Raw genomic sequence first — 25,366 nt, forward strand, 5'->3', positions numbered from 1 at the left:
GGTTTATTTCTAAACTTTAAAGTTTACATATTGGGCCGCGTGGCGACCAGAGGCGAAAACACTCTTTCAGCGTTCGGCGACATCGCCGTGACGCACGTGAGTGCCGACCCGGCATTGCAACGCCGGGCTTACGCACAACGAACCTGGACTGGATGCAGGCGGCGGTTGCATCCAGCCCGACCGGCCTGCCGTAACACAGGCATCCCCGCTTTGGAGTTTCCCGCCATGCGCAGCCTGATTGCCGCTGCTCTGCCCGCGCTGCTTGCCATCCTGTTGACCGGTTGCGCCGAAGCGGCCACACCGATCCGGCCCGTGGCGCAGGTCGATCTACCGCGCTACATGGGCCGCTGGTACGTCATCGGCATCATTCCCACCTGGCTGGAACAGGGCAATCACAATCCGGTGGAAACCTACCGGCTGGATCGCAATGGCAATGTCTGCACCTGGTACCGCTACCGGCCCGACCGTTTCGATGCCCCGGTCAAGCGCCTGAAATCGACCGGTCTGGTGGTACCCGGTACCGGCAACGCCGAATGGAAGGTGCGCTTCTTCGGCCTGTTCAAGGCCCAGTACAAGGTCGGCTGGCTGGCCGAGGACTACAGCCAGGTGCTCGTCGTGCGCGATGCCCGCGACTACCTCTGGTACATGGCGCGCACACCCACCGTGAGCGAGGCGGACTGGCAGGCCATGCTGACCCGTGCCCGCACGTTTGGTTACGACGTCTCGCGCATCCAGCGGGTGCCGCAACGCTGGCCCGAGCAGGGCCCAGGCAGCGACCAGTTCGACGGTGAGTGCCCATGAACGTGGCGGTCCTGCTGCTGGCGCTCTTGATGCCGCTGGTGGCCTGGCTGTCCAATACCGGCCTGCTGGGCCCGAGCAATGGCGAGATTTCCAACCGCTATCCAACCCTGATCGTGGCCGCAGGCTATGCCTTTGCCATCTGGGGGCCGATCTTTCTGCTTGATGGCGTGTTTGCCATCGCCCAGGCCCGCATCCGCACGCCCGATGCGCGCCTGCGCCGTATCCGCGTGCTGACGGCCATCGGCTTCGCACTGACCTCGCTGTGGATGGTGGTGTTCTCGTTGCAGTGGTTCTGGCTTGCGCTGGCCATCATCTGGGGCAGCTTGGGCTGTCTGCTGGCAGCAGCCTGGCTGGCATCTGAGACCCGCACCCACTCGCGTGGCCCCTGGTGGCAGTACATCCCGCTGTCATTGCACGCCGGCTGGGTGTCGCTGGCGGTGTTTCTGAATGTCGCGCAGGTGGTGGTGGCCTTCGGGCTGCTGCCAACCGACCGGATGTTGCCGTGGACGCTGGTGCTGTTTGCATTGGCTGGGCTGTTGCTGCTGGTCGTTCTGCTGAAACTGCGCGGTAACCCCTGGTACGCCTTGGCGGCGCTGTGGGGCCTGGCCGGCGTGTCGGTCAAGCAGCAGGCGTCCGAGCTGCCCGGTGCCAATGTCGCCGCCACGATCGCGCTGGTGCTGGCGGGACTGGTCGTCTTCACTGCGCTGGCCCTACGCCGCAACGGCTGGCGCACCCAACCCGGGCGCCACACCGGATGACCTGCCTGCGGCTGGTGCTGGGCGACCAGATGAACCCGCGGCATCCCTGGTTCGATACGGTGTCGCCGGATGTTCTGTATGTCCTGATGGAAGTCCGTCAGGAAACCGATTACGTCCTCCACCACGCGCAGAAAATCATTGCCATCTTTGCAGCCATGCGCCGCTTTGCGGATCGCTTGCGCGCCGCCGGTCATCGCGTTGCCTATCTGCGGATTGACGATCCCGACACCCTGCCGTCGCTGACCGCCAACCTGGACCGGCTGATGGCGCTGCACGGTGCCACTGCGTTTGAGTACCAGGCGCCGGACGAATGGCGGCTGGACGCGCAGCTCAAAGACTACGCCGCGCGCCTGCCCATTCCTGCGCGTTGCGTGGACAGCCACCACTTCCTCGCAGCACGTGATGCCGTAGCGAGTTTTTTCGGCACCCGCAAACGCTGGACCATGGAGCTGTTCTACCGGCACATGCGGCAACGCCACGGCATTCTGCTGGAGCCGGACGGCGCCCCGCTGGGCGGGCGCTGGAACTTCGATGCTGAAAACCGCAAGCCCTGGCGCGGGGATCCGCCGGAGCCGCCAGACTTGCGGCCGCCCCATGATCACACCGCCCTGTGGGCCAGCATCCAGGCCGCGGGTGTCACCAGCTTCGGCAATCCGTCGGCGGATGCATTCCGCTGGCCGATCGACCGCGAGGAAGCGCTGGGCCAGCTTGATGCGTTTGTCGAACATGCGCTACCGCACTTCGGTGACTACCAGGACGCGCTGAGCAGCCGCGCCCACCGGCTCTTCCACTCCCTGCTGTCATTCGCGTTGAACGTGAAGATGCTTTCACCGGCCGAGGTGATTGCACGGGTGGAAACCGAGGGCCGCGCCGGTCGTGCGCCACTGGCAGCGGTGGAGGGCTACATCCGCCAGATCCTGGGCTGGCGCGAGTACGTACGCGGCGTGTATTGGGCGCGCATGCCCGGCTACGACGCCAGCAATGCCTTCGGGCACGACCGCCCACTGCCGGACTGGTTCTGGACCGGGCAGACCCGGATGGCCTGCGTGCGTGCGGCGATCGGGCAGTCGCTGGCACACGCACACGCCCACCACATCCAGCGGCTGATGGTGATCGGCAACTTCGCCCTGCTGGCCGGGCTGGACCCGCAGGCGCTGCATCGCTGGTATCTCGGCATCTATATCGATGCCTTTGAATGGGTGGAACTGCCCAATACGCTTGGGATGAGCCAGTTCGCTGACGGCGGCCTGCTGGCCACCAAGCCCTATGTCGCATCGGCGGCCTATCTGCATCGCATGGGCGATCACTGCGGGCACTGTTACTACCGTCGTGACGCCCACATCGACCCACGCGCATGTCCGTTCAATGCGCTCTACTGGACCTTCCTGGATCGCAACAGCAAGCGTCTGGCCGGCAATCCACGGCTGGCAATGCCCTACCGGCAGCTGGCACGCATGCCGGCCGCAAAGCGGGAGGCGTTGGCGATGCGGTCGGCGGAGGTGCTGGCAGATCTCGACGGGCTCTGATCCACCGCATCCAAAGCGAATCGGCCGGCGTAAGCACCGGCAAGCGCTGCAACCGGCAAAGGTCGTATGCCGCGCGCCCTTCCCCCGCCTTCTCGAGGCCACGCCATGTCGCACCCCCTGCGGGAACCCGCCCCCATCCAACGCCTTGCACCGCTCACCGCGTCGCAGCGCGTACGCGAACGCCTGCGCAGCGCAGGCACCCGCTTCCATGCCAATGACAACATCGCTGACTACCTCGAAGACGGCGAGCTGGAAGCGATAGAAAGCGAGGTGGCCGCCAAGGCGCAGGAGATGCTGCGCGCGCTGGTCATCGATACCGACAACGACCACAACACCCGCGACACCGGCCGCCGCCTGGCCAAGATGTTCGTGCGCGAGGTGTTTGCCGGCCGCTTCCAGACGATGCCCGCGGTCACCGAGTTTCCCAATGCCGAGCGCCTGAACGAGCTGATGATCGTCGGGCCCTTGCGTGTACGCAGCGCCTGTTCGCACCATCTCTGCCCGATCATGGGCCAGGTGTGGGTAGGCGTGCTGCCCAATGCCGACTCCAACCTGATCGGCCTGTCCAAATATGCCCGCCTGATCGACTGGATCATGAGCCGGCCACAGATCCAGGAGGAAGCGGTCAGCCAGATCGCCGACCTGCTGGAGCAGCGCCTGAAGCCGGACGGCGTTGCCGTGGTGATGGAAGCCGACCACTACTGCATGCACTGGCGTGGCGTGAAGGACGACGGGTCGAAAATGATCAACAGCGTGATGCGTGGCCGCTTCCTCACCGACCCATCGCTGCGTAAGGAGTTCCTGTCCCTGCGTCGAAGCGGCTGATTCCGGCCGCAACGCCAACAAACGAACGGCCCGCATCGGACAATGCGGGCCGTTTTCGTTTGGATGAAAGCTCCGGTCAGGCCGGAGCGGGCGCAGAGATCAGAGACCGACCATCGGCTGCAGCTTGCGGGCCAGCCAGCCGCGGAACTGCAGCGGGCCGTCCAGGGCCGCCACGCAGATGCAGGGCACACCGGGCGAAGTCACCGGCTGGTGTTCGATGTCGCTGTCCAGGTCGGCCATGTCGCCGGGGCCGAAATGGCCCAGTTCGTCGTCGTAGGCACCTTTCAGGATCTGGGTCAACTCGCTCCCACCGTGACTGTGCACCGGCATGCTTTTACCGGGGGCGATCTTCAGCAGGACGAGCGCGTCGCCGCTGCTGCGGGGCGCGCGGATCATGTGTACGCCTGGCGCCATCCAGCGCCAGCGCAGCGCCTTCCAGCTCTTGCCAAAATAGGGCTGCAGCGGACGCGGCAAAGCGTCGGTATCGCGCCGAGTATCGACAGGATCGGGCCGTGCACGCCCGGACGCCATCGGCAACGGTTGCCGCAGGCGCGCCAGCATGTCGTCGCGCAGGCGCTCGGCGCGTTCCCCTGCGGCCGGCACCGGCTGCTGCTGGAGCAGCAGCGCGCCACCGACGTGCTCGGCCTCGGCCCGCCGGGCCCGGCAGTGCGCACATCCTTCGAGGTGGGTCTCGGCGACGGCCGCCATTTCGGGCGACAGCGCGCCCGCGGCAAGGCTGACCAGCGTGGCCGGGTCCAGATGGTGGCGTGGGCTGCTCATGCCGCCCCCTGCACGCTGGACTGCAGGCGCTGGAATGCGCGGCGGATGGAGGATTTCACCGTCCCAAGCGGCATGCCGAGCTCGTCGGCGATCTGCTGGTGGGACTTGGCTTCGAAATAGGACATGCGGATCAATCGGGCTTGGGTTGCGGACAGGCGCTCGATGCGCTCGTTCAGGTCGGCGTGGGCGGCATAGCTTTCGGCGGAGGAGAACACGGGGTTCTGTGGCTCCTCCTCCAACTCCCATTCCGGCTCTGTGTCCACCGCGATCCAATGGTTCTCACGCCGCAGGCGGTCGATGTGCAGGTTGCGGGCGATCCGGAACAACCAGGTGGACAGCGCGCTACGGTTGGCATCGTAGCTTTCAGCCCGCTGCCACAGCCGCAGCAGCGCCTCTTGCGCCAGTTCCTCGGCCACCGCCTCCGGCACGCCCAGCCCTCGCAGGTACAGGCGGACGCGCGGGGCGAAGTGGTCGTAGATCCGCATGAAGCAATCCTGGTCGCGCCGTCGCGCAACCGCCTGCATCTGACCGGACCAGTAGCCCGGGTCTCCGGGGCTTGCATCGGGAATCGACATGACTCTGGCCGCCTCGAAAGGCGACAGGTCTCCGGCGTTGGGATTGGCTCGCATGGTAGGGCAATTGCCGGCGGAAGGGATTCGTCGATTCCTACGCAGGGCCTTCGGGTTTGGATGCGGCAGGGGAATAAATGACACCCCCCCTGCATCCATCGCGGGAAAAGTCGCGTAAATAGACGCGTTCCCAACGGATGCTCACGATGCCCCAGGACCCGGCGCCCCCACCCCAGCGCACTTCTGCGAAAGCCACCGGCACCCGCTGGCTGCGCCAATGGTTTGACAGCGCCGCGATGCCGGTGCCGGAGGGTGCCGATGCAGACCGGGTGGACTGGCTGCGGGTGCTGCCCTTCGTCCTGCTGCACCTAGGCTGCCTGGCCGTGATCTGGGTGGGCGCATCCCCCATCGCCCTGCTGGTGGCCGCCCTGCTCTACGCCGTGCGCATGTTCGCGATCACCGGCTTCTACCACCGCTACTTCTCGCATCGCGCCTTTCGCACCTCGCGCCCGATGCAGTTCATTTTTGCTTTGGTCGGTGCGGCCAGCGTGCAGCGCGGACCGCTGTGGTGGGCGGCGCACCACCGCCACCACCACCGCCATTCCGATGCGCCGGAGGATCCGCACTCCCCCCGCCACGGGTTCTGGCGCAGCCACATGGGCTGGTTCCTCACCAAGCGCGCCTTCGCCACCGACCTAAGCCGGGTGCCGGACCTGGCCCGCTTCCCGGAACTGCGCTGGCTGGACCGCTTCGATGTGGCGGTACCTGCGGCTATGGCCGTGGCCCTGTATGGGGTAGGCGAAGTGCTGGAGCGCGTCGCGCCGGGGCTGGGCACCAACGGCCCACAGCTGCTGGTGTGGGGCTTTTTCGTCTCGACCGTGGTGCTGTTCCACGCCACGGTGACCATCAACTCGCTGGCGCACCGGTTCGGCAGCCGTCGTTTCGCGACGACCGACGACAGCCGCAACAACCTCTGGCTGGCGCTGCTGACCTTCGGCGAGGGCTGGCACAACAACCACCATTTCTATGCCAGCAGTGCACGGCAGGGCTTCCGCTGGTGGGAGATCGACCTGACGTGGTACGGCTTGCGACTGCTGGCGGCGCTGGGGCTGGTGCGCGACCTGAAGCCGGTACCCGCCTGGGTGCTGGCCAAGGCGGAGCGCTGACATGCGCATCGCCGTCGTCGGTTCCGGCATTTCCGGGCTGGCCAGCGCCTGGCTGTTGTCGCACGCGCACGACGTGGTGCTGTTCGAGGCGAACGATTACCTCGGCGGCCACACGCATACGCACCCGATCGAGCTGGCCGGCCAACGCTATGCGGTGGACACCGGCTTCATCGTCCACAACCCAGCCCACTACCCCCTGCTCACGCGCCTGTTCGACCAGCTCGGCGTGGCCAGCCAGCCCACCACCATGAGTTTCTCGGTGCACAACGCGCGCACCGGGCTGGAATACAACGCGACCACGCTGGACACGCTGTTCTGTCATCGCCGCAACCTGGTCTCACCGCGCTTCCTGGGCATGGTGCGCGACCTGTTCCGGTTCTACCGGCAGGCGCCCTCGCTGCTGGACGGCGACAGCCCCGGCCCGGGCATCGGCGACTGGCTGGATGACAACGGCTACGGCGAGGCCTTCCGCGACGACCATCTGGTGCCGATGGCGTCGGCGCTGTGGTCCTCCCCGCCGGAGCAGATCCTGGCCTTCCCGGCCCGCTATCTCGTGCAGTTCATGGCCAACCACCAGATGCTGCAGGTCAGCGGCCGCCCCGAATGGCGGGTGGTCCGCGGCGGTTCGTCCACCTACGTGGCGGCCCTGCGTGCACGCTGGCAGGTGCAGGAGCGGCTGCGCTGTCCAGTACGCAGCGTAAGCCGCGATGCCCACGGCGTGACCGTGGACAGCGCGGTGGGTAGCGAACGCTTTGACCGCATCGTACTGGCTTGTCACAGCGACCAAGCCTTGGCCCTGTTGACGGATGCCACCGCCGAAGAGCGCGACGTACTGGGCGCCATCGCCTACCAGCCCAACGACGTGGTGCTGCATACCGATGCCCGCCTGCTACCACGCAATCGCAAAGCCTGGGCTGCCTGGAACGCCTACGTGCCCGGCACCCCGGATGCGCCCTGCACAGTCAGCTACTGCATGAACCTGCTGCAGGGCCTGCAGTCACCCGAGCCGTTCGTGGTCACCTTGAACCGCAGCGACGCCATCGACCCGGCCAAGGTCTTGCGCCGCCTGCATTACCAGCACCCGGTCTATAACGCCGTCTCGGTAGCGGCACAGCGCCGCAAGGCGCGCATCCAGGGCCACCACCACACCTGGTTCGCGGGCGCCTACTGGGGCTGGGGCTTCCATGAGGACGGCATGAGAAGCGCCGTCGAAGTCGCCGCCGGCCTGGGCGTCCGTTGGTCCGAGGACGGGAGTTCGCAATGAGCTCGCACCCGTGCAGCGCGGTGTACGAAGGCACGGTTCGACATCGTCGCCACCTGCCGCGCCCACATGCGTTCGAATACCGGATGGCGCAGCTGTATCTGGATCTCGACGAGCTGGAAACGGTGTTTCGTGGGCGCTGGCTGTGGTCAGCGACGCGACGCGCACTGGCCGAGTTTCGCCGGTCGGATTTCCTTGGCCCGCCGGAGCGCCCGCTCAAAGAAGCCGTGAAGGATCGCGTCGAAACCGCCACCGGCGAGCGCCCGGCTGGCCCGGTGCGGCTGCTGACACACCTGCGTTATGCCGGGGTGATCTTCAACCCGGTCAGCTTCTACTACTGTTTCGACGCCGACGGTGAGACCCTGCACAGCATCGTCGCGGAGATCACCAACACGCCGTGGCAGGAGCGCCATGCCTACGTGCTGCCGGTCGCCCAGGCGGTCCGGCATGGCCGCAGCCTGCACTGGCAGTTCGACAAGACCTTCCACGTCTCCCCCTTCATTGGCATGGCGCGTCGCTATGACTGGCGTTTCAGTGTTCCCGGGGAGGATTTGCATGTGCATATGGACGTGTTCGACGGTCAGTCGCGCGAGTTCGACGCCCATCTGACCCTGCACCGCCGCCCCCTGACCGGCGCGGCACTGGCCCGCGTGCTGTGGCGCTATCCCCTCATGACCACCCAGGTGGTGGCCGCCATCCATTGGCAGGCGCTGCGGCTGTGGCTGAAGCGCACGCCCGTCCACGACCATCCCCGTTTGTCCGGAGGCCGTCCTTGAACGCCATCGTCCAGTCCGACCCCGCGCCGCGCTTCGGCGCCTTCGATCGCTTCCTGCGCCAGCGCCTGCTGGAGCGCCTGACCGGCTTCGGCCACGGTCACCTGGAAGTCCGCGACGCGCTGGGCATCATCACGTTCGGCCGTGCGGGTGATGGCCCCAGCGTCACCCTGGAGGTGCTGGACCCGGGCTTCTACCGCGCGCTGGCCGGCAACGGCAGCGTGGGCGCGGGCGAGGCCTACATGGACGGCCTGTGGCGCTGCAGTGACCTGGTGGGCCTGGTGCGCCTGCTGGTGCGCAACCGCGACCTGCTGGATGGCATGGAAACCGGCAGTGCACGACTGGGCGGCTTGGCGATGAAGGCCATCCACCTGCTCCGCCGCAACACCCGCTCGGGCAGCCGGCGCAACATCGCCGCCCATTACGACCTTGGCAACGATTTCTTCCGGCTGTTCCTGTCGGAGGACATGATGTACTCCTCCGCTTACTGGGCCAGCGCCGATGACACGTTGGAGGCCGCCTCCACCCGCAAACTGGACTTGATCTGCCGCAAGCTGAACTTAAGCCCCAACGATCATGTGATCGAGATCGGCACCGGCTGGGGCGGGTTTGCCGTGCACGCCGCCAGGTACTACGGCTGCCGCGTCACCACCACCACTATTTCGCACGAGCAGTACACGCTGGCGCGTCAACGCGTGCAGGCCGCCGGGCTTGGCGACCGCATCACCCTGCTGCAATCGGACTACCGCGACCTCACCGGCCAGTACGACAAGCTGGTGTCGATCGAGATGATCGAGGCCATCGGCGCCGAGTATCAGCCCGCTTACTTCGGCCAGATCGGGCGGCTGCTCAAGCCGGATGGGCTGGCGCTGGTGCAGGCCATCACCATCGAGGATCACCGTTACGAACAGGCGCTGACTTCGGTCGATTTCATCAAGCGGCACATTTTCCCGGGCTGCTTCATCCCCTCGATCAACGCCATGCTGGCGGCCAAGACCCATAGCAGCGATCTGGCGCTGGTGGGGCTGGAAGATTTCGGGCTGTCCTACGCCCGCACCCTGCAGGCCTGGCGGGAACGCTTCCTCGCCCAGCTGCCGGCAGTGCGCGCACAGGGGTATGACGAACGCTTCATTCGCATGTGGGAGTTCTATCTGGCCTATTGCGAGGGCGGGTTCCGCGAGCGCGCCCTGGGCGTGGCGCATCTGTTGCTGGCCAAACCCGGCTGGCGCCCGTCCGGAGCGGAGGCGGCATGACCGTCTGGCTGACCCTGCTGGGGTATCAGGCCGTCTGGTTTGCGGCGGTGATCGGTGCCGGCCACGGCCTGTGGTGGCCGGGGGTCACCGCCGCCGCGCTGTTTGCGCTGTGGCGGCTGTGGGTGTCGTCGCAGCGCCTGCTGGAAGCCCGGCTGGCGCTGCTCGGCGTGGGCCTGGGTCTGGTGCTGGAAACCCTGTGGGTGCGCACCGGCCTGCTGGACTACGCAGCAGCCCCGGCACATGGCGTGCCGCTGTGGATTCTGGCGCTGTGGCTGGCGTTTTCCCTGTGCGTGGTGCCATTGCTGGGCTACCTGCACCGGCGCCTGCTGCTGGCTGCGGTGTTGGGGGCCATCGGCGGCCCGCTGGCCTATCTCGGTGCCGCGCGCGGCTGGCACGTCGTCGAGTTCGCCCAGCCGCACTGGCAGAGCCTGCTGGCACTGGCGGCAGGCTGGGCGGTGGCGATGCCGCTGCTCGCCTGGCGCGCCCGGCTCGGCCTGCAACCCTGACATTTGCGAGGTGCATCATGCGTCTGAGCGAACAAGCACTGCTGATCTGGCTGCTGGCGGCCGCAATGATGGTGCTGGGCTGGCGCTGGCAGCGTCGGCGCAACAACGCCGGCATCGTCGATGTGCTGTGGTCGGCAGGGCTGGGCATGGCCGCGCTGGTGCTGGCCTTGACTGGCACCGGTGCGCTGTCCGCCCGCCTGCTGGTGGGCGTGATGGCCACTGCCTGGGCGCTGCGGTTGGCCCTGCACCTGTGGGCGCGCGTGCGGAGCGAACCCGAGGACGGCCGCTACCGCGCCTTGCGCGAGCACTGGCACGGCAGCCAGGCAATGTTCTTCGGCTTTTTCCAGTTCCAGGCACTGCTGGTGGTGCTGTTCGCATTGCCGCTGGCGGCGGTGGCCGCGCATCCCGCCCCGGCGACCTGGCAGCTCGCCGCGGCGGCGCTGATCTGGCTGTTTTCGGTTGCCGGTGAGGCGCTGGCAGATGCACAGCTGGCGCGTTTCCGGGCCAATCCGGCCAACCGCGGCAAGACCTGTCGCAGCGGACTGTGGCGCTACTCGCGGCACCCCAACTACTTCTTCGAATGGCTGCACTGGTTCAGCTACGCCATCGCCGCCATTGGCAGCCCGCTGGCCTGGCTGGGCTGGCTGGGGCCGGTGGTGATGTACCTGTTCCTGCGCTACCTGAGCGGCATTCCGTTCACCGAACAGCAGGCCCTGCGCACGCGGGGCGATGACTACCGGGACTACCAGCGCCGCACCCCGATGCTGTTCCCCTGGTTTCCCAAATCCTGACACTGAAAGGAGCGCCCATGTCCGTGGTCACCCTGCAACACGACGAACTGCCCCGCGACCGACCTGCTCCGGGTCTGCTGGGCCTGGCCGAACGCGGCTGGCTGCCGGATGCCCTGATCCGCGCCGGCATCCGTCGCCTGTGCAGACAGCGCCTGAAGGAAGAACTGGCCGGCGGCGTGGAAGCCCAGTCCGCACGCCAGCGTGCGCGGCTTGATGCGTTACGGGAAAGCCCGCTTGCGATCGAAACCGAGGCCGCCAATGCCCAGCACTACGAGCTGCCGCCGGCGTTTTTCACCCGGTGCCTCGGCCCACGGTTGAAGTATTCCTGCTGTTACTACCCGCGCGGCGACGAAACGCTGGGCGAGGCGGAGGACGCGATGCTGGCGCTGTACTGCGAACGCGCCGGGCTGGCCGACGGCCAGGACATTCTGGAGCTGGGCTGCGGCTGGGGCTCGCTGACCTTGTGGATGGCCGAGCGCTTCCCGAACGCCCGCATCACCGCGGTCTCCAACTCCAACGGCCAGCGTGGCTTCATCGAAGCCCGTTGTCGCGAGCGCGGGCTGGAGAACGTGCGCGTGCTGACCCGTGACGTGAACACACTGGAGCTGCCGACGGACGCCTTCGACCGCTGCGTGTCGGTCGAGATGTTCGAGCACATGCGCAATTACGAGCGCCTGCTGGGGCGCATCGGCAGCTGGCTGCGCCCGGGCGGCCGGCTGTTCGTGCACATTTTCGCGCACCGCACCCTGCTCTACCCGTTCGAGACGCAGGGTGAGGACAACTGGATGGGCCGGCACTTCTTCACTGGTGGCCTGATGCCGGCGGCCGACACCCTGCTGCATTTCCAGGGCGCACTGCACATCCGCCAGCAATGGTTGCTAGACGGCACCCACTACGAGAAGACGGCCAACCACTGGCTGCAACAGCAGGACGCGCATCGTGACGAGGTGATGGCGATCCTGCGCGAGGCCTGCGGCGACGCGGCCGGGCTGTGGTACCAGCGCTGGCGGATGTTCTGGATGGCCTGCGCCGAGCTGTTCGGTTACGCCGATGGCCAGGAATGGCTGGTGTCGCATTACCTGTTCGAGCGGGCCAGGCGCTGAACCGGCATGTCCAGAAGGCTGACCCGCTGGCGGATGCTATGGCTGGGGCTGATGCTTGCCTGCGCCCAGGCCGCCGCCCGCCGCCTGCCGCCCATTCCGGCGGCGGCCCAGCTCGACCTGCCGCGCTTCATGGGCACCTGGTATCTGGTCGGCGGCATCCCTACCCCGTTCGAGCGCCACGCCTGGAATGCCGTGCAGACCTACACGCTGCGCGATGACGGCAGCATCCTGACCACCCTTACCTTCCACGAGAAACGCGCCGACGGGCCACGCCGGCACACCGAGGCACCCGCCACGGTGCGTCCGGGCACCGGCAACGCGGTGTGGGACGTGCGTGTGTTCGGCCCCTTCAGGTCGCAATACAAAGTGGTCTGGCTGCGCGCCGATTACGGGGCGATGCTGGTGGCGCGCGATGCCCGTGACTACGCCTGGCTGTTTTCCCGCACCCCGCAGGTGAGCGCAGCCGATCGTGCGCATGCGCGCCAGCTGCTGGCGGATGCCGGATACCCGTTAGAGCACTGGCGCGATATCCCGCACACGGCACGCGCCGGCAGTCATCGCTGAACGGGCTCAGCCGCCGCAAACAGCGCGCACCTGCGCATCCAGCCGGCTCAGCTGGGCAAACCTTCGACGCAGCCCCAGCCGCTCCAGGGCCGCCCGGCGCTTGGCATGGGCGGCGCGGCAGCGGTCAGCGGTGGTCGCGACCAGATGATGCTGCCGCGGCCCGGCGGCAAGCCGGCCAGGTGGTTGGCTTGCCCGGCGCGGGCGCGTCGCCGCCTGCGCTGCGGGGACCACCGGATCAGGCCAATAGTCCACGACCCGGTCCAACCGCGTCGCCCCGGTGCAGGGCCGGGACTGGTAGCTGACCGCAGCCGCCGGACCCACGCAGCGATAGAGCTGCTCGGCCTGCGCAGGCCAGGCAATCGCACTGCAAAGCAGCAGGACAATACGGACGAGTCGCTGCATCGGTCGCTCCGGCGGGATGGGAGCAGACAGGATTGCGCCGGATGCCGGCCAGCGCCGTCGGCGCACACACCGTCAGGGGGTCGGAAAACGGCGCACCGATTCACTTGCCGTCAGCGAGATCCTCCAGGATCGGGCAGGTCGGCCGGTCGTCGCCCTGGCACTTGCGTGCCAGGGTTTCCAGCGTGTGCTGCATCGCCTGCAACTCGCGGATCTTTTCACCCAGCGCGGCTGCATGGGCGCGCGCCAGCTGCTTGACCTCGGCGCTGGCGCGGTGCGGGTTGTCCCACAGCGCCAGCAGGGCCTCGATCTGCTTGATCGAAAAGCACAGCGAACGCGCGCGCCGGATGAAGCGCAGCCGGTGCAGGTCGGCCTCGCCGTACAGCCGGTAGTTGGCGAACGTGCGCGCCGCCGGCGCCACCAGGCCGATGCTTTCGTAGTGGCGGATCATCTTGGCCGAAACACCGGTCAGCGTCGCGGCCTGGCCGATGTTGTGCAAGCCCTGCTCCAGCGCATCGGCCAGCTCGGGGCGAACGGTCTTGCAGGTCATGGCGTTTTCCTTGCAGGTCAATCGCGGGCGCGTGGCGTCCAGCGCCGCAGCAGCAGGGCGTTGGTGACGACGCTGACGCTGGACAGCGCCATCGCGGCACCGGCCAGCATCGGATCAAGCAGGCCCAGCGCCGCCAGCGGGATGCCCACCACGTTGTAGACGAAAGCCCAGAACAGGTTCTGGTGGATCTTGCGGACGGTGCGCCTGGAGATGTCGATGGCGTCCGTCACCAACCGCGGATCCGGCCGCATCAGGGTGACGCCGGCCGCGTGCATCGCCACGTCGGTGCCGCTGCCCATCGCGAAGCCGACCGTCGCCGCGGCCAGTGCCGGCGCATCATTGAGACCGTCCCCGACCATCCCGACCGGGCCCTGCGCCGCCAGCGCGCGGATCGCCGCCACCTTGTCCTCCGGCAGCAGTTCGGCGCGGACGTCGTCGTCACGCAAACCGATCGCGGCGCCGATGGCATGGGCCGCACCGCGGCTGTCGCCGGACAGCATCACCGGCCGCAGGCCCATGGCCCGCAGCGCGGCGATGGCCTCGGCGGACTGCGGGCGCACCGCGTCGCCAAAGGCCAGCAACCCGCGCAGCTGCCAACCCGCGGGCGTGGCCACGGCCAGCCACGACGGGGTCAGCCCGGCCTGCGCGGCGGCATCCGCCAGCATCCGCACGGTGGACAGGTCGACGCCCAGCTCGCCCATCCAGCGGGCATGCCCCAGCGCGACCCGGGCCTCCCCCAGACGCCCCTGCACGCCGCGCCCGGCCACCGCGGTGATGTCGGTGACCCCGGCGGCCGCGATGCCGCGTTCTCGTGCGGCATCCAGCACCGCCTTCGCAAGCGGATGCTCGCTACCCTGCTGCAACCCGGCCGCCACCGCCAGCAACCCCGTCTCGTCGCCATCCAGCGCATGCAGCCGCACCAGCGCCGGTTTGCCGACGGTGAGCGTCCCGGTCTTGTCGAACGCCACTGTGCGTAGGTGGCGCGTGGTTTCCAGCGCTTCCACGTCCTTCACCAGGATGCCGGCGCGCGCCGCCACGCCGGTCCCGGCCATGACCGCCGCAGGCGTGGCCAGCCCCAGCGCGCAAGGACAGGCGATGACCAGCACCGCGACCGCATTGAGCAGCGCCTGCGTCCAGTCGCCCTGCAGCAGCCCCCACCCCAGCAGCGTGGCAAGGGCGATCACGATGACGGTCGGGACGAACACCGCGCTGACGCGGTCGACGATGCGCTGGATCGGCGCCTTCTTCGCCTGCGCGTCCTCCACCAGCCGCACGACTCGGGCCAACGCGGTCTCGGCGCCCACCGCGGTGGTGCGCAGCCGCAGCCGCCCCTCGCCATTCATCGCACCGCCGGTCACGGTGTCACCCGGCGCTTTCGGCACCGGCAGCGACTCGCCGCTGAGCAGCGATTCATCGCTATGGCTGCGGCCGTCCAGCACCACGCCGTCCACCGGGATGCGCTCGCCAGGCAGCACCACCACCTCGTCGCCCACCGCCACGTCGTCGATCGGCACGCTGGTCTCGACGCCCGCGCGCAACACCCGCGCGGTCCCGGGGCGCAGCGCCTGCAGCGCGCGGATGGCGTCGGTGGCCTGGCGCTTGGCGCGCCCCTCCAGCCATTTGCCCAGCAGGATCAGGGTCACCACGACGGCCGACGATTCGAAATACAGCGGCGGCGCGTGGTGGCCCTCCGCCGGCGCCAGCAGGTGGTACACGCTCAGCCCGTAGGCGGCGCTGGTGCCCAGCGCGACGAGCTGGTCCATGTTGCCGCTGCGCGCGCGCAGCGCCGCAAACCCGGCGCGGTAGAACCGTGCGCCCAGCCAAAACTGCACCGGCGTTGCCAGCAGCCACTGCGCCCAACCGGGAAGCGCCCAGTGCACGCCGAGCGGCATCAGCAGCATCGGCGCCGCCAACGGCAGTGACAGCAGCATGGCCAACCACAGGTGGCGGGTCTCCCGGGACTCACCGCCGGCAGACGTCGGTGGCGCGGCCTCGGCGTGCAAACGCGCGTGGTACCCCGCCTGTTCAACCGCCTGCAACAGCCGTTCGGCGGGAACGCCGGGCGCGACGACCGCGGCGGTTTCGGTGGCGAGGTTCACGCTGGCGTCGCGGACGCCCTCGACCTTGCGCAGGGCCTTTTCCACCCGGCCCGCACACGATGCGCAAGTCATCCCGGTGATGTCCAGGCGCAGGGGGGAATCGGATGGCATGGCAGCCTCCATCGGCGGAATTGACAGGCACCAGCTTGAACTTTACCAAGATGGGAAGGTCAACAGGCTTGAACCCGCTTGACCTTCCCACGGTGGCAGGCCAGACACTGCCCCCTGTTTCGTCCATGTGGAGTTCCCCATGCTGCTTCAAGTCCGGAACATGTCTTGCCAGCACTGCGTCCAGGCCGTGACCCGTGCACTGCGCGCGCTGGACCCTAACGCCACCGTGGAGGTGGATCTGGCCCGCGGAGAGGTGCGTGCACAGGGCGCCTTCGGCGCGGATGCCGCCCTCGCCGCACTGGCCGACGCCGACTATCCGGCCACCCTGCTCTCGCTGGAGGACTGACATGGCCCGCCCGCCCGACGCCGACCGCCGACGTCTGCTGCGCGGTATGGCGCTGGGCGCCACCGCGCTGGGGCTGCGGCCGTTGTGGGCGCTGGCCTCGCCGGGCCAGCCCACCGTGCTGGCCGGCAACGCCTTCGACCTGAGGCTGGGCCGCACGCCGGTCAACATCACCGGGAAGACCGTGTCGGCGTTCGCCGTGAACGATCTGTTGCCGGGTCCGATCCTGCGCTGGCGTGAGGGCGACACCGTGCGTATCCGCGTGCGCAACACGCTGGCGGAAACGAGTTCGATCCATTGGCACGGCCTGCTGCTGCCGGCCAACATGGACGGCGTGCCGGGGATGAGCTTCGATGGCATCCCGCCCGGCGGCGACTATCTGTATCAGTTCAAGGTGCGTCAGAGCGGCACCTACTGGTACCACAGCCATTCCAGCCTGCAGGAGCAGGCCGGCCTGCTGGGGCCGATCATCATCGACCCGCTGGGGCCGGACCCGCTGGCCTGCGCGCGCGACTACGTGGTGCTGCTGTCGGACTGGACCGACCTCGACCCGATGCACCTGTTCGCGCGCATGAAGAAGCGCAGCGACTACGACAACCTCTACAAGCGGACCGCGCTGGATTTCCTGCGCGATGCCCGCAAGGACGGGCTCGACGCCACCCTGGCCGACCGCAAGGCCTGGGGCGCGATGCGGATGAGCCCCACCGACCTGGCCGATGTCAACGGTCACACCTACACCTACCTGGCCAACGGCCATACCGCCGCACAGAACTGGACCGCGCTGTTCACGCCCGGCGAGCGAGTCCGCCTGCGTTTCATCAACGGTGCGGCGATGACGTTTTTCGACGTGCGGATTCCCGGCCTGACGCTCACCGTGATGGCCGCCGACGGGCAACCGATCCAACCGGTGGACATTGACGAGTTCCGCATCGCGCCGGCGGAAACGTTCGATGTGATCGTGCAACCGCAGGACGATGCGGCCTACACCGTGTTCGCGCAGGCAATGGACCGCAGCGGCTATACCCGCATCACCCTGGCGCCACGCCCCGGCATGGCGGCCGCGGTTCCGGTACCCGACAAGCGTCCGCTGCTGACCATGGACGACATGGGCCACGGTGGCCACGCCGGCCACGGCAAGCCCGCCGCCACCGAAATGGCCTGCGGCGCCGCGATGGGCATGCCCGGCATGGCCATGGCCGGGATGGACCACGGGACGCACGGCGGCGCCATGCAGAACCACCCCGCCAGTGAGACCGGCAACCCGGATGTGGACATGCAAACCATGATGCCTGTGCCGCGCCTGGACGACCCTGGCATCGGCCTGCGTGACAATGGCCGCCGGGTGCTGCGCTACGCCGACCTGCACAGCCTGCAGCCCCCGGCTGACGACCGCGAACCGTCGCGCACTATCGAACTGCACCTCACCGGCAACATGGAGCGCTTCACCTGGGGCTTCGATGGCATCCGCTTTGCCGACGCCGCGCCAATCCGGCTGCGTTATGGCGAACGCGTGCGCATCACGCTGGTCAATGACACGATGATGGAGCACCCCATCCATCTGCATGGCATGTGGAGCGACCTCGAGGACGAACACGGCCAGTTCCTGGTCCGCAAGCACACCGTCAGCGTGCCGCCAGGCACCAAGCGCAGTGTCCGCGTCACCGCCGATGCGCTGGGCCGCTGGGCCTTCCACTGCCACATGCTGCTGCACATGGAAAGCGGCATGATGCGTGAAGTGCGGGTGGAGGAATGACCGTGCGCGCATGGCCCCTCCTCCCGCTGGCACTGTGGCTTGGCACTGCTGGCGCACAGACCCACGACCACCACACGATGCACGCATCCCAGGCCGCGCAGGACGTGCCCGCGGCGCCGGCGAAGGCCGCGGACAAAGACCAGACCGATCCGCACGCGGCGCATCGCGCGATGGCGGCGGGCACCTCCAGTTCGATGGGAAGTACCTACCAAGTCCCGCCACTGACGGATGCCGACCGCGTTGCGGCTTTTCCGGCACTTCACGCAGCCCATGCGCATGGCGATCCGCTGGTGTGGATGGTGCAGGCCGATCGTCTGGAATACACGCAGGACGATGCACTGGCGTGGGAAGGCCACGCCTGGATCGGCCGGGACCGCGGCCGGCTGTGGCTGCGCAGCGAGGGCGAACGCGTGCGGGGGGCCACCGAGGCCAGCCTCGAAGCCCTGTGGGGACGCCCTGTCGATGCGTGGTGGGACGTCCTGGCCGGCGTGCGGCACGACCAGGGGCACGGCCCCGCGCGCGACTGGCTGGCGTTGGGCGTGCAGGGCCTGGCGCCCTACAAGTTCGAGGTACAGGCCACCGCCTACCTCGGCCGCGGCAGCCGCAGCCTGCTGCAGGCCGAAGCCGAGTACGACCTCCTGCTGACCAACCGGCTGATCCTGCAGCCGCGTGTCGAAGCGGTGCTGCACGGCCGCGACGACCTGGCGCGGGACGTCGGTGCCGGGCTGTCGTCCACATCGCTGGGGCTGCGCCTGCGCTACGAGGTCCGCCGCGAGTTCGCGCCCTACGTCGGCTACAGCTGGTCCACCAGACACGGCCGCACGGCGGACATCGCGCGCTCAGCCGGCGAGCCCGTGCATGACCGCAGCTGGGTGGCCGGCATACGCGTCTGGTTCTGAGGTGGTTCGGAGCGGACGCGTCGCGTGCCGGCGGCACGCCGGGTGACGCCCCTGCGTCCTAGCGCTTCCTGCGGACGTACAGCACCAGCGCGTGGTCGGCGATCTCGTAGCCATGCTCGGCCGCGATTTTCTGCTGCAGGCGTTCGATTTCCTCGCTCTGGAACTCGATCACCTTGCCGGTATCGACATCGACCATGTGGTCATGGTGCGAACCGCGGTCCAGTTCATAAACGGCGGTGCCGCCCTCGAAGTTGTGCTTGAGCACCAGATGCGCGGCCTCGAACTGGGTCAGCACCCGGTAGATCGTGGCCAGACCGATCTCCTCACCCTCGGCCAGCAGCTGCTTGTAGATGTCCTCGGCGGTCATGTGCCGCGGTTTGGCATGCTCCAGCAGCTCCAGGATGCGCAGCCGTGGATGGGTGACCTTCAGGCCGGCCTTGCGTAGATCCTGCGACATCGACATTCCTCCGTGGGCCGATCCGGCACCGGGCAACAGGTGGTGAACAGCACGGCGTGCACCGCGGAAAACACCCCCTGCTGCGGCTCGTCGCGGCGTGCCGGGAGTGTATCATCGGCATTTCCATCACAGTCCCGGCCCGCCGATGCGCAAGCTGCTCCTCGTCCTCATCGCCACCCTGTTGGTCAGCGGTTGCGGCCTGCTCTACCGGCAGCCGGTGTTCCAGGGCAACCTGCTCGACAAGGCCGCGGTGGACCAGCTGCAGGCAGGCATGGATCGGCAACAGGTGATGGTGCTGCTTGGCACGCCGTCGATCCGCGACCCGTTCCACCACGACCGCTGGGATTATGTGTCTTCACAACGCATCGGCCGCACCGGCGCGCCGGTGGTCAAGACCATGACGCTGTGGTTCGAGAACGGCCAGCTGGCCCGCTGGGAAGGCGAATATTTCCCCGAGCAGGACTCCGAACTGGCGAAGAACGCCATCCACTACTTCGGCCCCAACTTGGCCAAGGACAAGAAGAAACGCCGCTGAGTCGCTGCCGACATCAGCGACGCCCCACTCTCCGCGACTGCGCGCGCCGTCGGCGCGCCTGCATCGGGTCGCACACCAGCGGCCGCAGCAGTTCGATCCGATCCCCATCGTGCAGCCGGGTGTGGCCGCTTACCGCCTGGCCGAACACCGCCAACGCCACGAACTCGCTATCCAGGTGCCAGCCGGCCGCCGCCAATGCGTCCTCGACGCATGCATCTGGAGCCAACACCACGTCCACCGCCTCGTGGCGGTCCGGCCAAGCGCGCACCAACTGCACGCGCATTCAGCCGCCCCCCTTGTCCGCCTCGCGCACGAAATCGTCCACCATGCGATCGGCCAGGCCCTGCATGCCCAGCTGCAGCGCCGGGCCCAGCAGGCGGTTCAGCGGCTCGAAGTCCAGCCGCAGCGTCACCTTGCAAGCGCATTCGTCCAACGCATGGAATTCCCAGCGCCCCTGCAGGTGGCGGAACGGGCCATCGCGCAGCGCCATGTCGATATGGTGGGGAGGCGCCAGCAGGTTCTCGGTGGTGAACCAGATATGGAACCCGCCAATCCCCAGATCCAGCCTTGCCAGCAGGCGGTCGTCGGTTTCTTCCAGCACCTGCGCCTCGCGGCACCATTCGAACCGCCGGGGATAGGCCTTCACGTCGTTGACCAGGGCGAACATCCGGGCCGCGGAATGTTCAACGAGGGCGCTGCGCTGGATGACGGGCATCGTGGGGTCCATGCGACCGGGACGCGCCGCGACGGGTCCGGATCGGCGAGAATGTCGGAATGAGCAAGAAGAACGGCAAGGATAAGCCAAACGGCGGCGGCACCATCGCCCTCAACAAACGGGCGCGCCACGAGTACTCGTTCGAGCAGAAGCTCGAGGCGGGACTTGCGCTGGAGGGTTGGGAGCTGAAGGCGATCCGCGCGGGCCGCGCCAACATCGGCGACGCTTACGCGGTGGTTCTGCACGGCGAACTGTTCCTGGTTGGCGCGCAGATCACGCCGCTGATCCAGGCGTCCACCCACGTGGTGGCCAACGACCGGCGCACCCGCAAGCTGCTGCTGCACCGGCACGAGATCGACACGCTGATGGGCCGCATCCAGCGCGACGGCTACACCCTGATCCCCACCGCGTTGTACTGGAAGGGCAACAAGGTGAAGGCCGAGCTGGCGCTGGCCAAGGGCAAGCAGACCCACGACAAGCGCGAGGCCAGCAAGGAGCGCGACTGGAACCGCGAGAAGCAGCGCCTGCTGCGGCGGCACAACAAGGACGCCTGACCGGGCGTCCGTGCGCCTTCGGCGCCGGCGAACCGATCGGCGAAAACAAAATGGCCACCCGGAGGTGGCCATTTGTCGTTACCGATGAAGTCTGCGGGTCGGGAGGTGGCGTCCCCACGGGGATTCGAACCCCGGTCGCTACCGTGAAAGGGTAATGTCCTAGGCCTCTAGACGATGGGGACAGAACCGCAAACTTGTTGAAACGTGGTGGAGCCAGCCGGGATCGAACCGGCGACCTCCTGCATGCCATGCAGGCGCTCTCCCAGCTGAGCTATGGCCCCACGGGCTGGAAAGACGCGCATTCTGGAGGCGAAATCGGAAGCCGTCAAGCCTTTTGCGAAGTTTTTTTTTCAATCGCCGCTGCCAAGTGCGTGCAGCGTGCCGAGGCCGTGCCCGCGCTCGGCCAGGTACTGCAGCCACTTGCCCAGGAAGGTGTTCATCCGCAGGCGATGGTCAAGGATGCGCTCGGGTGGCGGGAACATGCCGATCACGTCCTGCCAGCGGCGCGCGGCATAGCAGTGGGTCGCCTCCAGCTGGCGCGCATCACGGTACAACCGCAGGCTGGCGGACGGATCCGCCATGCCGGTCTCAGGATCCAGCAGGCCGTAGCTCATGCGCAGCTCGGTGGTGTATGCATGGCATTCCAGCACGTCAAGGCGGACGTCCAGCCCATCGCCGATCGAGGACACATACGTGCCGGGCCCGAGATGGGCGGGATCGAACAGCCGCTGCAGACGCCCGTGGTTCTCGGCGTACAGGGCCATCAGCCAGCCGAAGCGGCTGAGAGTCGGCAAGCGGTGGCGGCGTTGAAGGGCAAGGCGCATGGCCTGATCCTACACGTGACCTCCCCGGCGCGGCAGCATTGACGCCCGCGCCCACCGGGCGCAGGCTGGCGAAGTACCGGCCGCGTCAGAACATCTCGCGGTTGATGCCCAGGTGCTCCATGACGCGGCTGGAGATTTCCTCGATCGAGGCATGGGTGGTGCTGAGCATCTCGATCCCCTCCCTGCGCATCATGGCCTCCGCCTGCGCCACCTCGCGCCGGCAGGTGTCCAACTGGGCATAGCGGGAATTCGGGCGACGCTCCTGGCGGATCTGGTGCAACCGGGCCGGGTCGATGGTGAGGCCGAAGAGCTTGTGCCGGTGCTGCCGCAACAGTGCAGGCAAGCACTCGCTCTCCAGGTCTTCGGGCGTCAACGGATAGTTGGCCGCACGCACGCCGTGATGCAGTGCCAGGTACACGCAGGTCGGCGTCTTGCCCGCCCGCGAGACGCCCACCAGGACAAGGTCGGCATCGCCATAATCCAGCCGCGCACCATCATCGTGTGCCAGCGCATAGTTCATGGCATTGATGCGGCGGTGGTAGGTCTCGAAATCCACCATGCCGTGGGCATGCCCGACCCGCGGCTGCCGGGTCTGGCCAAGCTCGCGCTCCAGCGGACCGATGAACGGCGCGAAGATGTCCAGCATCAGCGCTCCGCTCTGTGCCAGTACTGCCGTCAAGGCAGGGTCCACACACGAACTGACCACGACCGGGCGCATGCCGGCTGTCTCGCCCGCATGGCGGATTTTCGCGGCAGCCTCCGTCGCCTTCTCAAGGGTATCGATGAACGGCAGCCGGTCGCTCATGAACCGGATAGCCGAAAACTGCGTGAGCAGGCTGTGGCCGATGGTCTCGGCAGTGATGCCGGTACCGTCGGAGACATAGAACACGGGACGGACGGGGGCCATAGGGATTCCTTGTGGGCGCTCGGGGTAAAATAGCGGACTTCCGCGCGCCTGCGCCGCCCACGCCCCACGGAGCCTGCCTTGAGCAACCCTGCCTCGACCCGCAACGTCCTTTGGCTGCACGACCTGCGCCTGTCCGACCTCGCCCAGGTGGGTGGCAAGAATTCCTCTCTGGGGGAAATGATCGGCCAACTGTCCGGCCTCGGGGTGTCCGTGCCGGGCGGCTTTGCCACCACTGCCGATGCGTTCAAGGCCTTCATCGCCCACAACGATCTGCACCAACGCATCTATGACCGGCTTGCCGCCATCGACGTCGAAGACGTGCCCGCCTTGACCCGGGCGGGTGCAGAGATTCGCGGCTGGGTGATCGATGCGCCGCTGCAGCCGGAACTGGATCGCGACATCCGCGAGGCTTACGCCCGGCTGTGCGCCGACGCGGGCAGCCAAGACATCGCCGTCGCGGTGCGCTCCTCCGCCACCGCCGAGGACCTGCCCGATGCCAGCTTCGCCGGCCAGCAGGAAACCTTCCTCAACGTGACCGGCGCCGATGACGTGGTGCGCAAGGTCAAGGAAGTCTTCGCCAGCCTCTACAACGACCGTGCGATCGCCTATCGCGTGCATCACGGCTTCAAGCACGAGGACGTGTTCCTGTCCGCCGGTATCCAGCTGATGGTGCGTTCCGATGTCGGCGCATCCGGCGTGCTGTTCACTCTCGACACCGAATCCGGCTTCCGCGACGTGGTGTTCATCACTGCCAGCTACGGCCTGGGCGAGATGGTCGTGCAGGGCGCGGTGAATCCGGACGAGTTCTACGTCTTCAAGCCCACCCTCAAGGCCGGCAAGCCGGCGATCCTGCGCCGTTCGCTGGGCAGCAAGCAGCTGCGCATGGTCTATTCCGACGTGCCGGGCGAACGTGTACGCACCGAGGAAACACCCGCGGAGCTGCGCAACCGCTTCTCGATCACCGACGCCGACGTGCAGGAACTGGCCAAGCAGGCGCTGGTCATCGAGCAGCACTACGGCCGCCCGATGGACATCGAATGGGGCAAGGACGGTCACACCGGCATGCTCTACATCCTGCAGGCGCGCCCGGAGACCGTGAAGTCGCGCGCACATGCCACCCAGATTGAGCGCTATACCCTGGGCGCCCGCGGCGAGGTGCTGGCCGAGGGCCGTGCCATCGGCCACAAGATCGGCAGCGGCACCGCGCGCGTGGTGCGCAGCCTGGACGACATGAACCGCGTGCAGCCCGGCGACGTGCTGATCGCCGACATGACCGACCCCGACTGGGAGCCGGTGATGAAGCGCAGCGCCGCCATCGTCACCAACCGCGGCGGCCGCACCTGCCACGCTGCCATCATCGCCCGCGAACTGGGCGTGCCGGCGGTGGTCGGCACCGGCAACGCGCTGGACGCAATCCGCGACGGCGACACCGTGACGGTGAGCTGTGCCGAAGGCGACACCGGCTTCATCTACCAGGGCGCCCTGCCCTTCGAGCGCACCACCACCGACCTCGGCAACATGCCGCCGGCGCCGCTGAAGATCATGATGAACGTGGCCAACCCGGACCGCGCGTTCGACTTCGGCCAGCTGCCGAACGCCGGCATCGGCCTGGCACGCCTGGAGATGATCATCGCCAGCCACATTGGCGTGCACCCGAAGGCGCTGCTGGAATACGATGCGCAGGATGCCGCCACCCGGGCCAAGATCGATGCCCGCATCGCCGGCTACGCCGGCCCGGTGGAGTTCTATATCGAGCGCCTCAAGGAAGGCATCGCCACCATCGCCGCCTCGGTCTACCCGAAGCCGGTGATCGTGCGCCTGTCCGACTTCAAGTCGAACGAATACGCCAACCTGCTCGGCGGCTCGAAGTACGAGCCACACGAGGAGAACCCGATGATCGGGTTCCGCGGCGCCTCGCGCTACATCGACCCCAGCTTCAAGGCCGCGTTCGCGCTGGAGTGCGTGGCGGTCAAGCGCGTGCGCGAGGCGATGGGGCTGGACAATGTGTGGGTGATGATCCCGTTCGTGCGCACCCTGGACGAAGGCCGCAAGGTCGTCGAGGTCCTGCGCGAGAACGGCCTGGTGCAGGGCGAGAACGGCCTGAAGATCATCATGATGTGCGAGGTCCCATCCAACGCGCTGCTGGCCGACGAATTCCTGGAGATCTTCGACGGCTTCTCGATCGGCTCCAACGACATGACCCAGCTCACCCTCGGGCTGGACCGCGACAGCGCCATCGTCGCCGGCCTGTTCGACGAGCGCGACCCGGCCGTGAAGAAGATGCTGGCCATGGCCATCGCCGCCGCCCGCAAGAAAGGCAAATACGTCGGCATCTGCGGCCAGGGCCCCAGCGACCATCCGGATCTGGCGCAGTGGCTGATGGAACAGGGCATCGAGTCGGTCTCGCTGAACCCGGACACGGTGGTCGATACCTGGCTGGCGCTGGCCAAGGCCAAGGCAGGCTGAAACTCCTGCGCCCGGCCTTCACGCCAGGCCGGGCACACTGATGCTCTTTCCGCAGCGCTCCCTCCGGGCGCTGCCCCT

28 protein-coding genes and 2 tRNA genes are annotated in these 25,366 nt (G+C 67.6%); 18 read left to right on the top strand and 12 right to left on the bottom strand.

The annotated features are described in order from the left end of the window. The first annotated feature begins 225 nt into the window (after window positions 1–225). From ACK4SG_RS00260 to folE, 4 genes are all read left to right on the top strand, one after another. Window positions 226–801 (top strand): lipocalin family protein, encoded by a 576-nt coding sequence (locus ACK4SG_RS00260; RefSeq protein ID WP_409598868.1) that lies wholly within the window; start codon window positions 226–228, stop codon window positions 799–801. Continuing rightward, window positions 798–1,559: a hypothetical protein gene (locus tag ACK4SG_RS00265; RefSeq protein WP_409598869.1), complete on the top strand. Its 762-nt coding sequence runs from the start codon at window positions 798–800 to the stop codon at window positions 1,557–1,559. Before ACK4SG_RS00260 ends, ACK4SG_RS00265 begins: the two co-directional genes overlap by 4 nt. Beyond that, window positions 1,556–3,085, top strand: a complete 1,530-nt coding sequence (locus tag ACK4SG_RS00270; RefSeq protein ID WP_409598870.1) for a cryptochrome/photolyase family protein — start codon at window positions 1,556–1,558, stop codon at window positions 3,083–3,085. Before ACK4SG_RS00265 ends, ACK4SG_RS00270 begins: the two co-directional genes overlap by 4 nt. A 105-nt stretch (window positions 3,086–3,190) precedes the next feature. Continuing rightward, window positions 3,191–3,910 carry a GTP cyclohydrolase I gene (folE, locus tag ACK4SG_RS00275; protein ID WP_409598871.1) on the top strand — a complete coding sequence of 240 codons (720 nt, stop codon included), beginning with the start codon at window positions 3,191–3,193 and terminating at the stop codon, window positions 3,908–3,910. 99 nt (window positions 3,911–4,009) lie between these two features. On the opposite strand, the gene ACK4SG_RS00280 is transcribed toward folE, so the two are convergent. Then, entirely contained in the window at window positions 4,010–4,690 is a 681-nt protein-coding gene (locus ACK4SG_RS00280) for a ChrR family anti-sigma-E factor (RefSeq protein WP_409598872.1), read from the bottom strand. After that, the gene (locus ACK4SG_RS00285) at window positions 4,687–5,319 is read right to left on the bottom strand and encodes a sigma-70 family RNA polymerase sigma factor (RefSeq protein ID WP_409598873.1); all 633 of its coding nucleotides are present in this window, start codon (window positions 5,317–5,319) and stop codon (window positions 4,687–4,689) included. Before ACK4SG_RS00285 ends, ACK4SG_RS00280 begins: the two co-directional genes overlap by 4 nt. A 146-nt stretch (window positions 5,320–5,465) precedes the next feature. On the opposite strand from ACK4SG_RS00285, the gene ACK4SG_RS00290 reads away from it, so the two are divergent. From ACK4SG_RS00290 to ACK4SG_RS00325, 8 genes are read left to right on the top strand one after another with little or no spacing between them, the layout of a single operon-like run. After that, complete coding sequence (locus ACK4SG_RS00290) at window positions 5,466–6,425, top strand: acyl-CoA desaturase (protein ID WP_409598874.1); 960 nt, start codon at window positions 5,466–5,468, stop codon at window positions 6,423–6,425. A 1-nt stretch (window position 6,426) separates the two neighbouring features. Continuing rightward, window positions 6,427–7,689 (top strand): NAD(P)/FAD-dependent oxidoreductase, encoded by a 1,263-nt coding sequence (locus ACK4SG_RS00295; RefSeq protein ID WP_409598875.1) that lies wholly within the window; start codon window positions 6,427–6,429, stop codon window positions 7,687–7,689. Continuing rightward, a complete protein-coding gene (locus ACK4SG_RS00300; protein WP_409598876.1) occupies window positions 7,686–8,462 on the top strand; it encodes a DUF1365 domain-containing protein in 777 nt (258 codons plus the stop codon). The genes ACK4SG_RS00295 and ACK4SG_RS00300 overlap by 4 nt, the downstream gene beginning before the upstream one ends. Next, window positions 8,459–9,712 carry a class I SAM-dependent methyltransferase gene (locus ACK4SG_RS00305; RefSeq protein WP_409598877.1) on the top strand — a complete coding sequence of 418 codons (1,254 nt, stop codon included), beginning with the start codon at window positions 8,459–8,461 and terminating at the stop codon, window positions 9,710–9,712. Before ACK4SG_RS00300 ends, ACK4SG_RS00305 begins: the two co-directional genes overlap by 4 nt. Next, window positions 9,709–10,218 carry a DUF2878 domain-containing protein gene (locus tag ACK4SG_RS00310; protein WP_409598878.1) on the top strand — a complete coding sequence of 170 codons (510 nt, stop codon included), beginning with the start codon at window positions 9,709–9,711 and terminating at the stop codon, window positions 10,216–10,218. The genes ACK4SG_RS00305 and ACK4SG_RS00310 overlap by 4 nt, the downstream gene beginning before the upstream one ends. 17 nt (window positions 10,219–10,235) lie before the next feature. Next, window positions 10,236–11,009 (top strand): DUF1295 domain-containing protein, encoded by a 774-nt coding sequence (locus ACK4SG_RS00315; protein WP_409598879.1) that lies wholly within the window; start codon window positions 10,236–10,238, stop codon window positions 11,007–11,009. A 17-nt stretch (window positions 11,010–11,026) separates the two neighbouring features. Continuing rightward, a complete protein-coding gene (locus ACK4SG_RS00320) occupies window positions 11,027–12,112 on the top strand; it encodes an SAM-dependent methyltransferase (protein ID WP_409598880.1) in 1,086 nt (361 codons plus the stop codon). A 6-nt stretch (window positions 12,113–12,118) separates the two neighbouring features. Next, window positions 12,119–12,676 (top strand): lipocalin family protein, encoded by a 558-nt coding sequence (locus ACK4SG_RS00325; protein WP_409598881.1) that lies wholly within the window; start codon window positions 12,119–12,121, stop codon window positions 12,674–12,676. Between the two features lie 6 nt (window positions 12,677–12,682). Here ACK4SG_RS00325 and ACK4SG_RS00330 read toward each other — a convergent pair whose 3' ends face one another. The 3 genes from ACK4SG_RS00330 to ACK4SG_RS00340 form a co-directional block, all read right to left on the bottom strand. Next, entirely contained in the window at window positions 12,683–13,078 is a 396-nt protein-coding gene (locus tag ACK4SG_RS00330) for a hypothetical protein (RefSeq protein ID WP_409598882.1), read from the bottom strand. 100 nt (window positions 13,079–13,178) lie between these two features. Further along, the gene (cueR, locus tag ACK4SG_RS00335; RefSeq protein WP_409598883.1) at window positions 13,179–13,625 is read right to left on the bottom strand and encodes a Cu(I)-responsive transcriptional regulator; all 447 of its coding nucleotides are present in this window, start codon (window positions 13,623–13,625) and stop codon (window positions 13,179–13,181) included. A 17-nt stretch (window positions 13,626–13,642) separates the two neighbouring features. Continuing rightward, complete coding sequence (locus tag ACK4SG_RS00340; RefSeq protein ID WP_409598884.1) at window positions 13,643–15,835, bottom strand: heavy metal translocating P-type ATPase; 2,193 nt, start codon at window positions 15,833–15,835, stop codon at window positions 13,643–13,645. A gap of 139 nt (window positions 15,836–15,974) precedes the next feature. On the opposite strand from ACK4SG_RS00340, the gene ACK4SG_RS00345 reads away from it, so the two are divergent. From ACK4SG_RS00345 to ACK4SG_RS00355, 3 genes are all read left to right on the top strand, one after another. Then, window positions 15,975–16,181 carry a heavy-metal-associated domain-containing protein gene (locus ACK4SG_RS00345; RefSeq protein WP_409598885.1) on the top strand — a complete coding sequence of 69 codons (207 nt, stop codon included), beginning with the start codon at window positions 15,975–15,977 and terminating at the stop codon, window positions 16,179–16,181. A gap of 1 nt (window position 16,182) precedes the next feature. Beyond that, window positions 16,183–17,931 carry a copper resistance system multicopper oxidase gene (locus ACK4SG_RS00350; RefSeq protein WP_409598886.1) on the top strand — a complete coding sequence of 583 codons (1,749 nt, stop codon included), beginning with the start codon at window positions 16,183–16,185 and terminating at the stop codon, window positions 17,929–17,931. Between the two features lie 77 nt (window positions 17,932–18,008). Next, complete coding sequence (locus ACK4SG_RS00355; protein ID WP_409598887.1) at window positions 18,009–18,830, top strand: copper resistance protein B; 822 nt, start codon at window positions 18,009–18,011, stop codon at window positions 18,828–18,830. A 58-nt stretch (window positions 18,831–18,888) separates the two neighbouring features. Here ACK4SG_RS00355 and fur read toward each other — a convergent pair whose 3' ends face one another. Beyond that, window positions 18,889–19,287 (bottom strand): ferric iron uptake transcriptional regulator, encoded by a 399-nt coding sequence (gene fur / locus ACK4SG_RS00360; protein ID WP_409598888.1) that lies wholly within the window; start codon window positions 19,285–19,287, stop codon window positions 18,889–18,891. Window positions 19,288–19,432: 145 nt separating this feature from the next. On the opposite strand from fur, the gene ACK4SG_RS00365 reads away from it, so the two are divergent. Further along, the gene (locus ACK4SG_RS00365) at window positions 19,433–19,822 is read left to right on the top strand and encodes an outer membrane protein assembly factor BamE (RefSeq protein ID WP_409598889.1); all 390 of its coding nucleotides are present in this window, start codon (window positions 19,433–19,435) and stop codon (window positions 19,820–19,822) included. Between the two features lie 13 nt (window positions 19,823–19,835). Here ACK4SG_RS00365 and ACK4SG_RS00370 read toward each other — a convergent pair whose 3' ends face one another. Beyond that, complete coding sequence (locus ACK4SG_RS00370; protein WP_409598890.1) at window positions 19,836–20,105, bottom strand: RnfH family protein; 270 nt, start codon at window positions 20,103–20,105, stop codon at window positions 19,836–19,838. Then, the gene (locus tag ACK4SG_RS00375) at window positions 20,106–20,537 is read right to left on the bottom strand and encodes a type II toxin-antitoxin system RatA family toxin (protein ID WP_409598891.1); all 432 of its coding nucleotides are present in this window, start codon (window positions 20,535–20,537) and stop codon (window positions 20,106–20,108) included. A 59-nt stretch (window positions 20,538–20,596) separates the two neighbouring features. Between ACK4SG_RS00375 and smpB the strand changes: the two genes are divergently transcribed. After that, on the top strand, window positions 20,597–21,091 hold the full coding sequence (gene smpB / locus ACK4SG_RS00380; RefSeq protein WP_409598892.1) for an SsrA-binding protein SmpB: 495 nt from the start codon (window positions 20,597–20,599) through the stop codon (window positions 21,089–21,091). 106 nt (window positions 21,092–21,197) lie between these two features. Here the strand turns inward: smpB and ACK4SG_RS00385 are convergent. The 4 genes from ACK4SG_RS00385 to ACK4SG_RS00400 all read right to left on the bottom strand — a co-directional run bounded on the left by ACK4SG_RS00385 (window position 21,198) and on the right by ACK4SG_RS00400 (window position 22,822). Further along, window positions 21,198–21,273, bottom strand: a tRNA-Glu gene (locus ACK4SG_RS00385). Window positions 21,274–21,296: 23 nt separating this feature from the next. After that, a tRNA-Ala gene (locus ACK4SG_RS00390) sits at window positions 21,297–21,372 on the bottom strand. Window positions 21,373–21,441: 69 nt separating this feature from the next. Further along, on the bottom strand, window positions 21,442–21,915 hold the full coding sequence (locus tag ACK4SG_RS00395) for a DUF1249 domain-containing protein (RefSeq protein ID WP_409598893.1): 474 nt from the start codon (window positions 21,913–21,915) through the stop codon (window positions 21,442–21,444). Window positions 21,916–22,000: 85 nt separating this feature from the next. Next, window positions 22,001–22,822 (bottom strand): pyruvate, water dikinase regulatory protein, encoded by an 822-nt coding sequence (locus ACK4SG_RS00400; RefSeq protein WP_409598894.1) that lies wholly within the window; start codon window positions 22,820–22,822, stop codon window positions 22,001–22,003. 78 nt (window positions 22,823–22,900) lie between these two features. Between ACK4SG_RS00400 and ppsA the strand changes: the two genes are divergently transcribed. Then, the gene (ppsA, locus tag ACK4SG_RS00405) at window positions 22,901–25,288 is read left to right on the top strand and encodes a phosphoenolpyruvate synthase (RefSeq protein WP_409598895.1); all 2,388 of its coding nucleotides are present in this window, start codon (window positions 22,901–22,903) and stop codon (window positions 25,286–25,288) included. The last annotated feature ends 78 nt before the right edge of the window (window positions 25,289–25,366 follow it).

It is taken from the genome of Thermomonas sp., assembly GCF_046293095.1.
In the GTDB taxonomy this organism is placed as follows: Bacteria; Pseudomonadota; Gammaproteobacteria; order Xanthomonadales; family Xanthomonadaceae; genus Thermomonas.

Bases quoted from the DNA above. Each gene is read 5' to 3' on its own strand.
- ACK4SG_RS00340 (WP_409598884.1), bottom strand. From the start codon at position 15,835: ATGCCATCCGATTCCCCCCTGCGCCTGGACATCACCGGGATGACTTGC.
- smpB (WP_409598892.1), top strand. From the start codon at position 20,597: ATGAGCAAGAAGAACGGCAAGGATAAGCCAAACGGCGGCGGCACCATC.
- ACK4SG_RS00350 (WP_409598886.1), top strand. From the start codon at position 16,183: ATGGCCCGCCCGCCCGACGCCGACCGCCGACGTCTGCTGCGCGGTATG.
- cueR (WP_409598883.1), bottom strand. From the start codon at position 13,625: ATGACCTGCAAGACCGTTCGCCCCGAGCTGGCCGATGCGCTGGAGCAG.
- ACK4SG_RS00325 (WP_409598881.1), top strand. From the start codon at position 12,119: ATGTCCAGAAGGCTGACCCGCTGGCGGATGCTATGGCTGGGGCTGATG.
- ACK4SG_RS00365 (WP_409598889.1), top strand. From the start codon at position 19,433: ATGCGCAAGCTGCTCCTCGTCCTCATCGCCACCCTGTTGGTCAGCGGT.
- ACK4SG_RS00280 (WP_409598872.1), bottom strand. From the start codon at position 4,690: ATGAGCAGCCCACGCCACCATCTGGACCCGGCCACGCTGGTCAGCCTT.
- ACK4SG_RS00400 (WP_409598894.1), bottom strand. From the start codon at position 22,822: ATGGCCCCCGTCCGTCCCGTGTTCTATGTCTCCGACGGTACCGGCATC.
- ACK4SG_RS00295 (WP_409598875.1), top strand. From the start codon at position 6,427: ATGCGCATCGCCGTCGTCGGTTCCGGCATTTCCGGGCTGGCCAGCGCC.
- ACK4SG_RS00315 (WP_409598879.1), top strand. From the start codon at position 10,236: ATGCGTCTGAGCGAACAAGCACTGCTGATCTGGCTGCTGGCGGCCGCA.
- folE (WP_409598871.1), top strand. From the start codon at position 3,191: ATGTCGCACCCCCTGCGGGAACCCGCCCCCATCCAACGCCTTGCACCG.
- ACK4SG_RS00270 (WP_409598870.1), top strand. From the start codon at position 1,556: ATGACCTGCCTGCGGCTGGTGCTGGGCGACCAGATGAACCCGCGGCAT.
- ACK4SG_RS00310 (WP_409598878.1), top strand. From the start codon at position 9,709: ATGACCGTCTGGCTGACCCTGCTGGGGTATCAGGCCGTCTGGTTTGCG.
- ACK4SG_RS00370 (WP_409598890.1), bottom strand. From the start codon at position 20,105: ATGCGCGTGCAGTTGGTGCGCGCTTGGCCGGACCGCCACGAGGCGGTG.
- ACK4SG_RS00330 (WP_409598882.1), bottom strand. From the start codon at position 13,078: ATGCAGCGACTCGTCCGTATTGTCCTGCTGCTTTGCAGTGCGATTGCC.
- ACK4SG_RS00260 (WP_409598868.1), top strand. From the start codon at position 226: ATGCGCAGCCTGATTGCCGCTGCTCTGCCCGCGCTGCTTGCCATCCTG.
- ACK4SG_RS00285 (WP_409598873.1), bottom strand. From the start codon at position 5,319: ATGCGAGCCAATCCCAACGCCGGAGACCTGTCGCCTTTCGAGGCGGCC.
- fur (WP_409598888.1), bottom strand. From the start codon at position 19,287: ATGTCGCAGGATCTACGCAAGGCCGGCCTGAAGGTCACCCATCCACGG.
- ACK4SG_RS00300 (WP_409598876.1), top strand. From the start codon at position 7,686: ATGAGCTCGCACCCGTGCAGCGCGGTGTACGAAGGCACGGTTCGACAT.
- ACK4SG_RS00395 (WP_409598893.1), bottom strand. From the start codon at position 21,915: ATGCGCCTTGCCCTTCAACGCCGCCACCGCTTGCCGACTCTCAGCCGC.
- ACK4SG_RS00375 (WP_409598891.1), bottom strand. From the start codon at position 20,537: ATGCCCGTCATCCAGCGCAGCGCCCTCGTTGAACATTCCGCGGCCCGG.
- ACK4SG_RS00345 (WP_409598885.1), top strand. From the start codon at position 15,975: ATGCTGCTTCAAGTCCGGAACATGTCTTGCCAGCACTGCGTCCAGGCC.
- ACK4SG_RS00290 (WP_409598874.1), top strand. From the start codon at position 5,466: ATGCCCCAGGACCCGGCGCCCCCACCCCAGCGCACTTCTGCGAAAGCC.
- ACK4SG_RS00265 (WP_409598869.1), top strand. From the start codon at position 798: ATGAACGTGGCGGTCCTGCTGCTGGCGCTCTTGATGCCGCTGGTGGCC.
- ACK4SG_RS00320 (WP_409598880.1), top strand. From the start codon at position 11,027: ATGTCCGTGGTCACCCTGCAACACGACGAACTGCCCCGCGACCGACCT.
- ACK4SG_RS00355 (WP_409598887.1), top strand. From the start codon at position 18,009: ATGCACGCATCCCAGGCCGCGCAGGACGTGCCCGCGGCGCCGGCGAAG.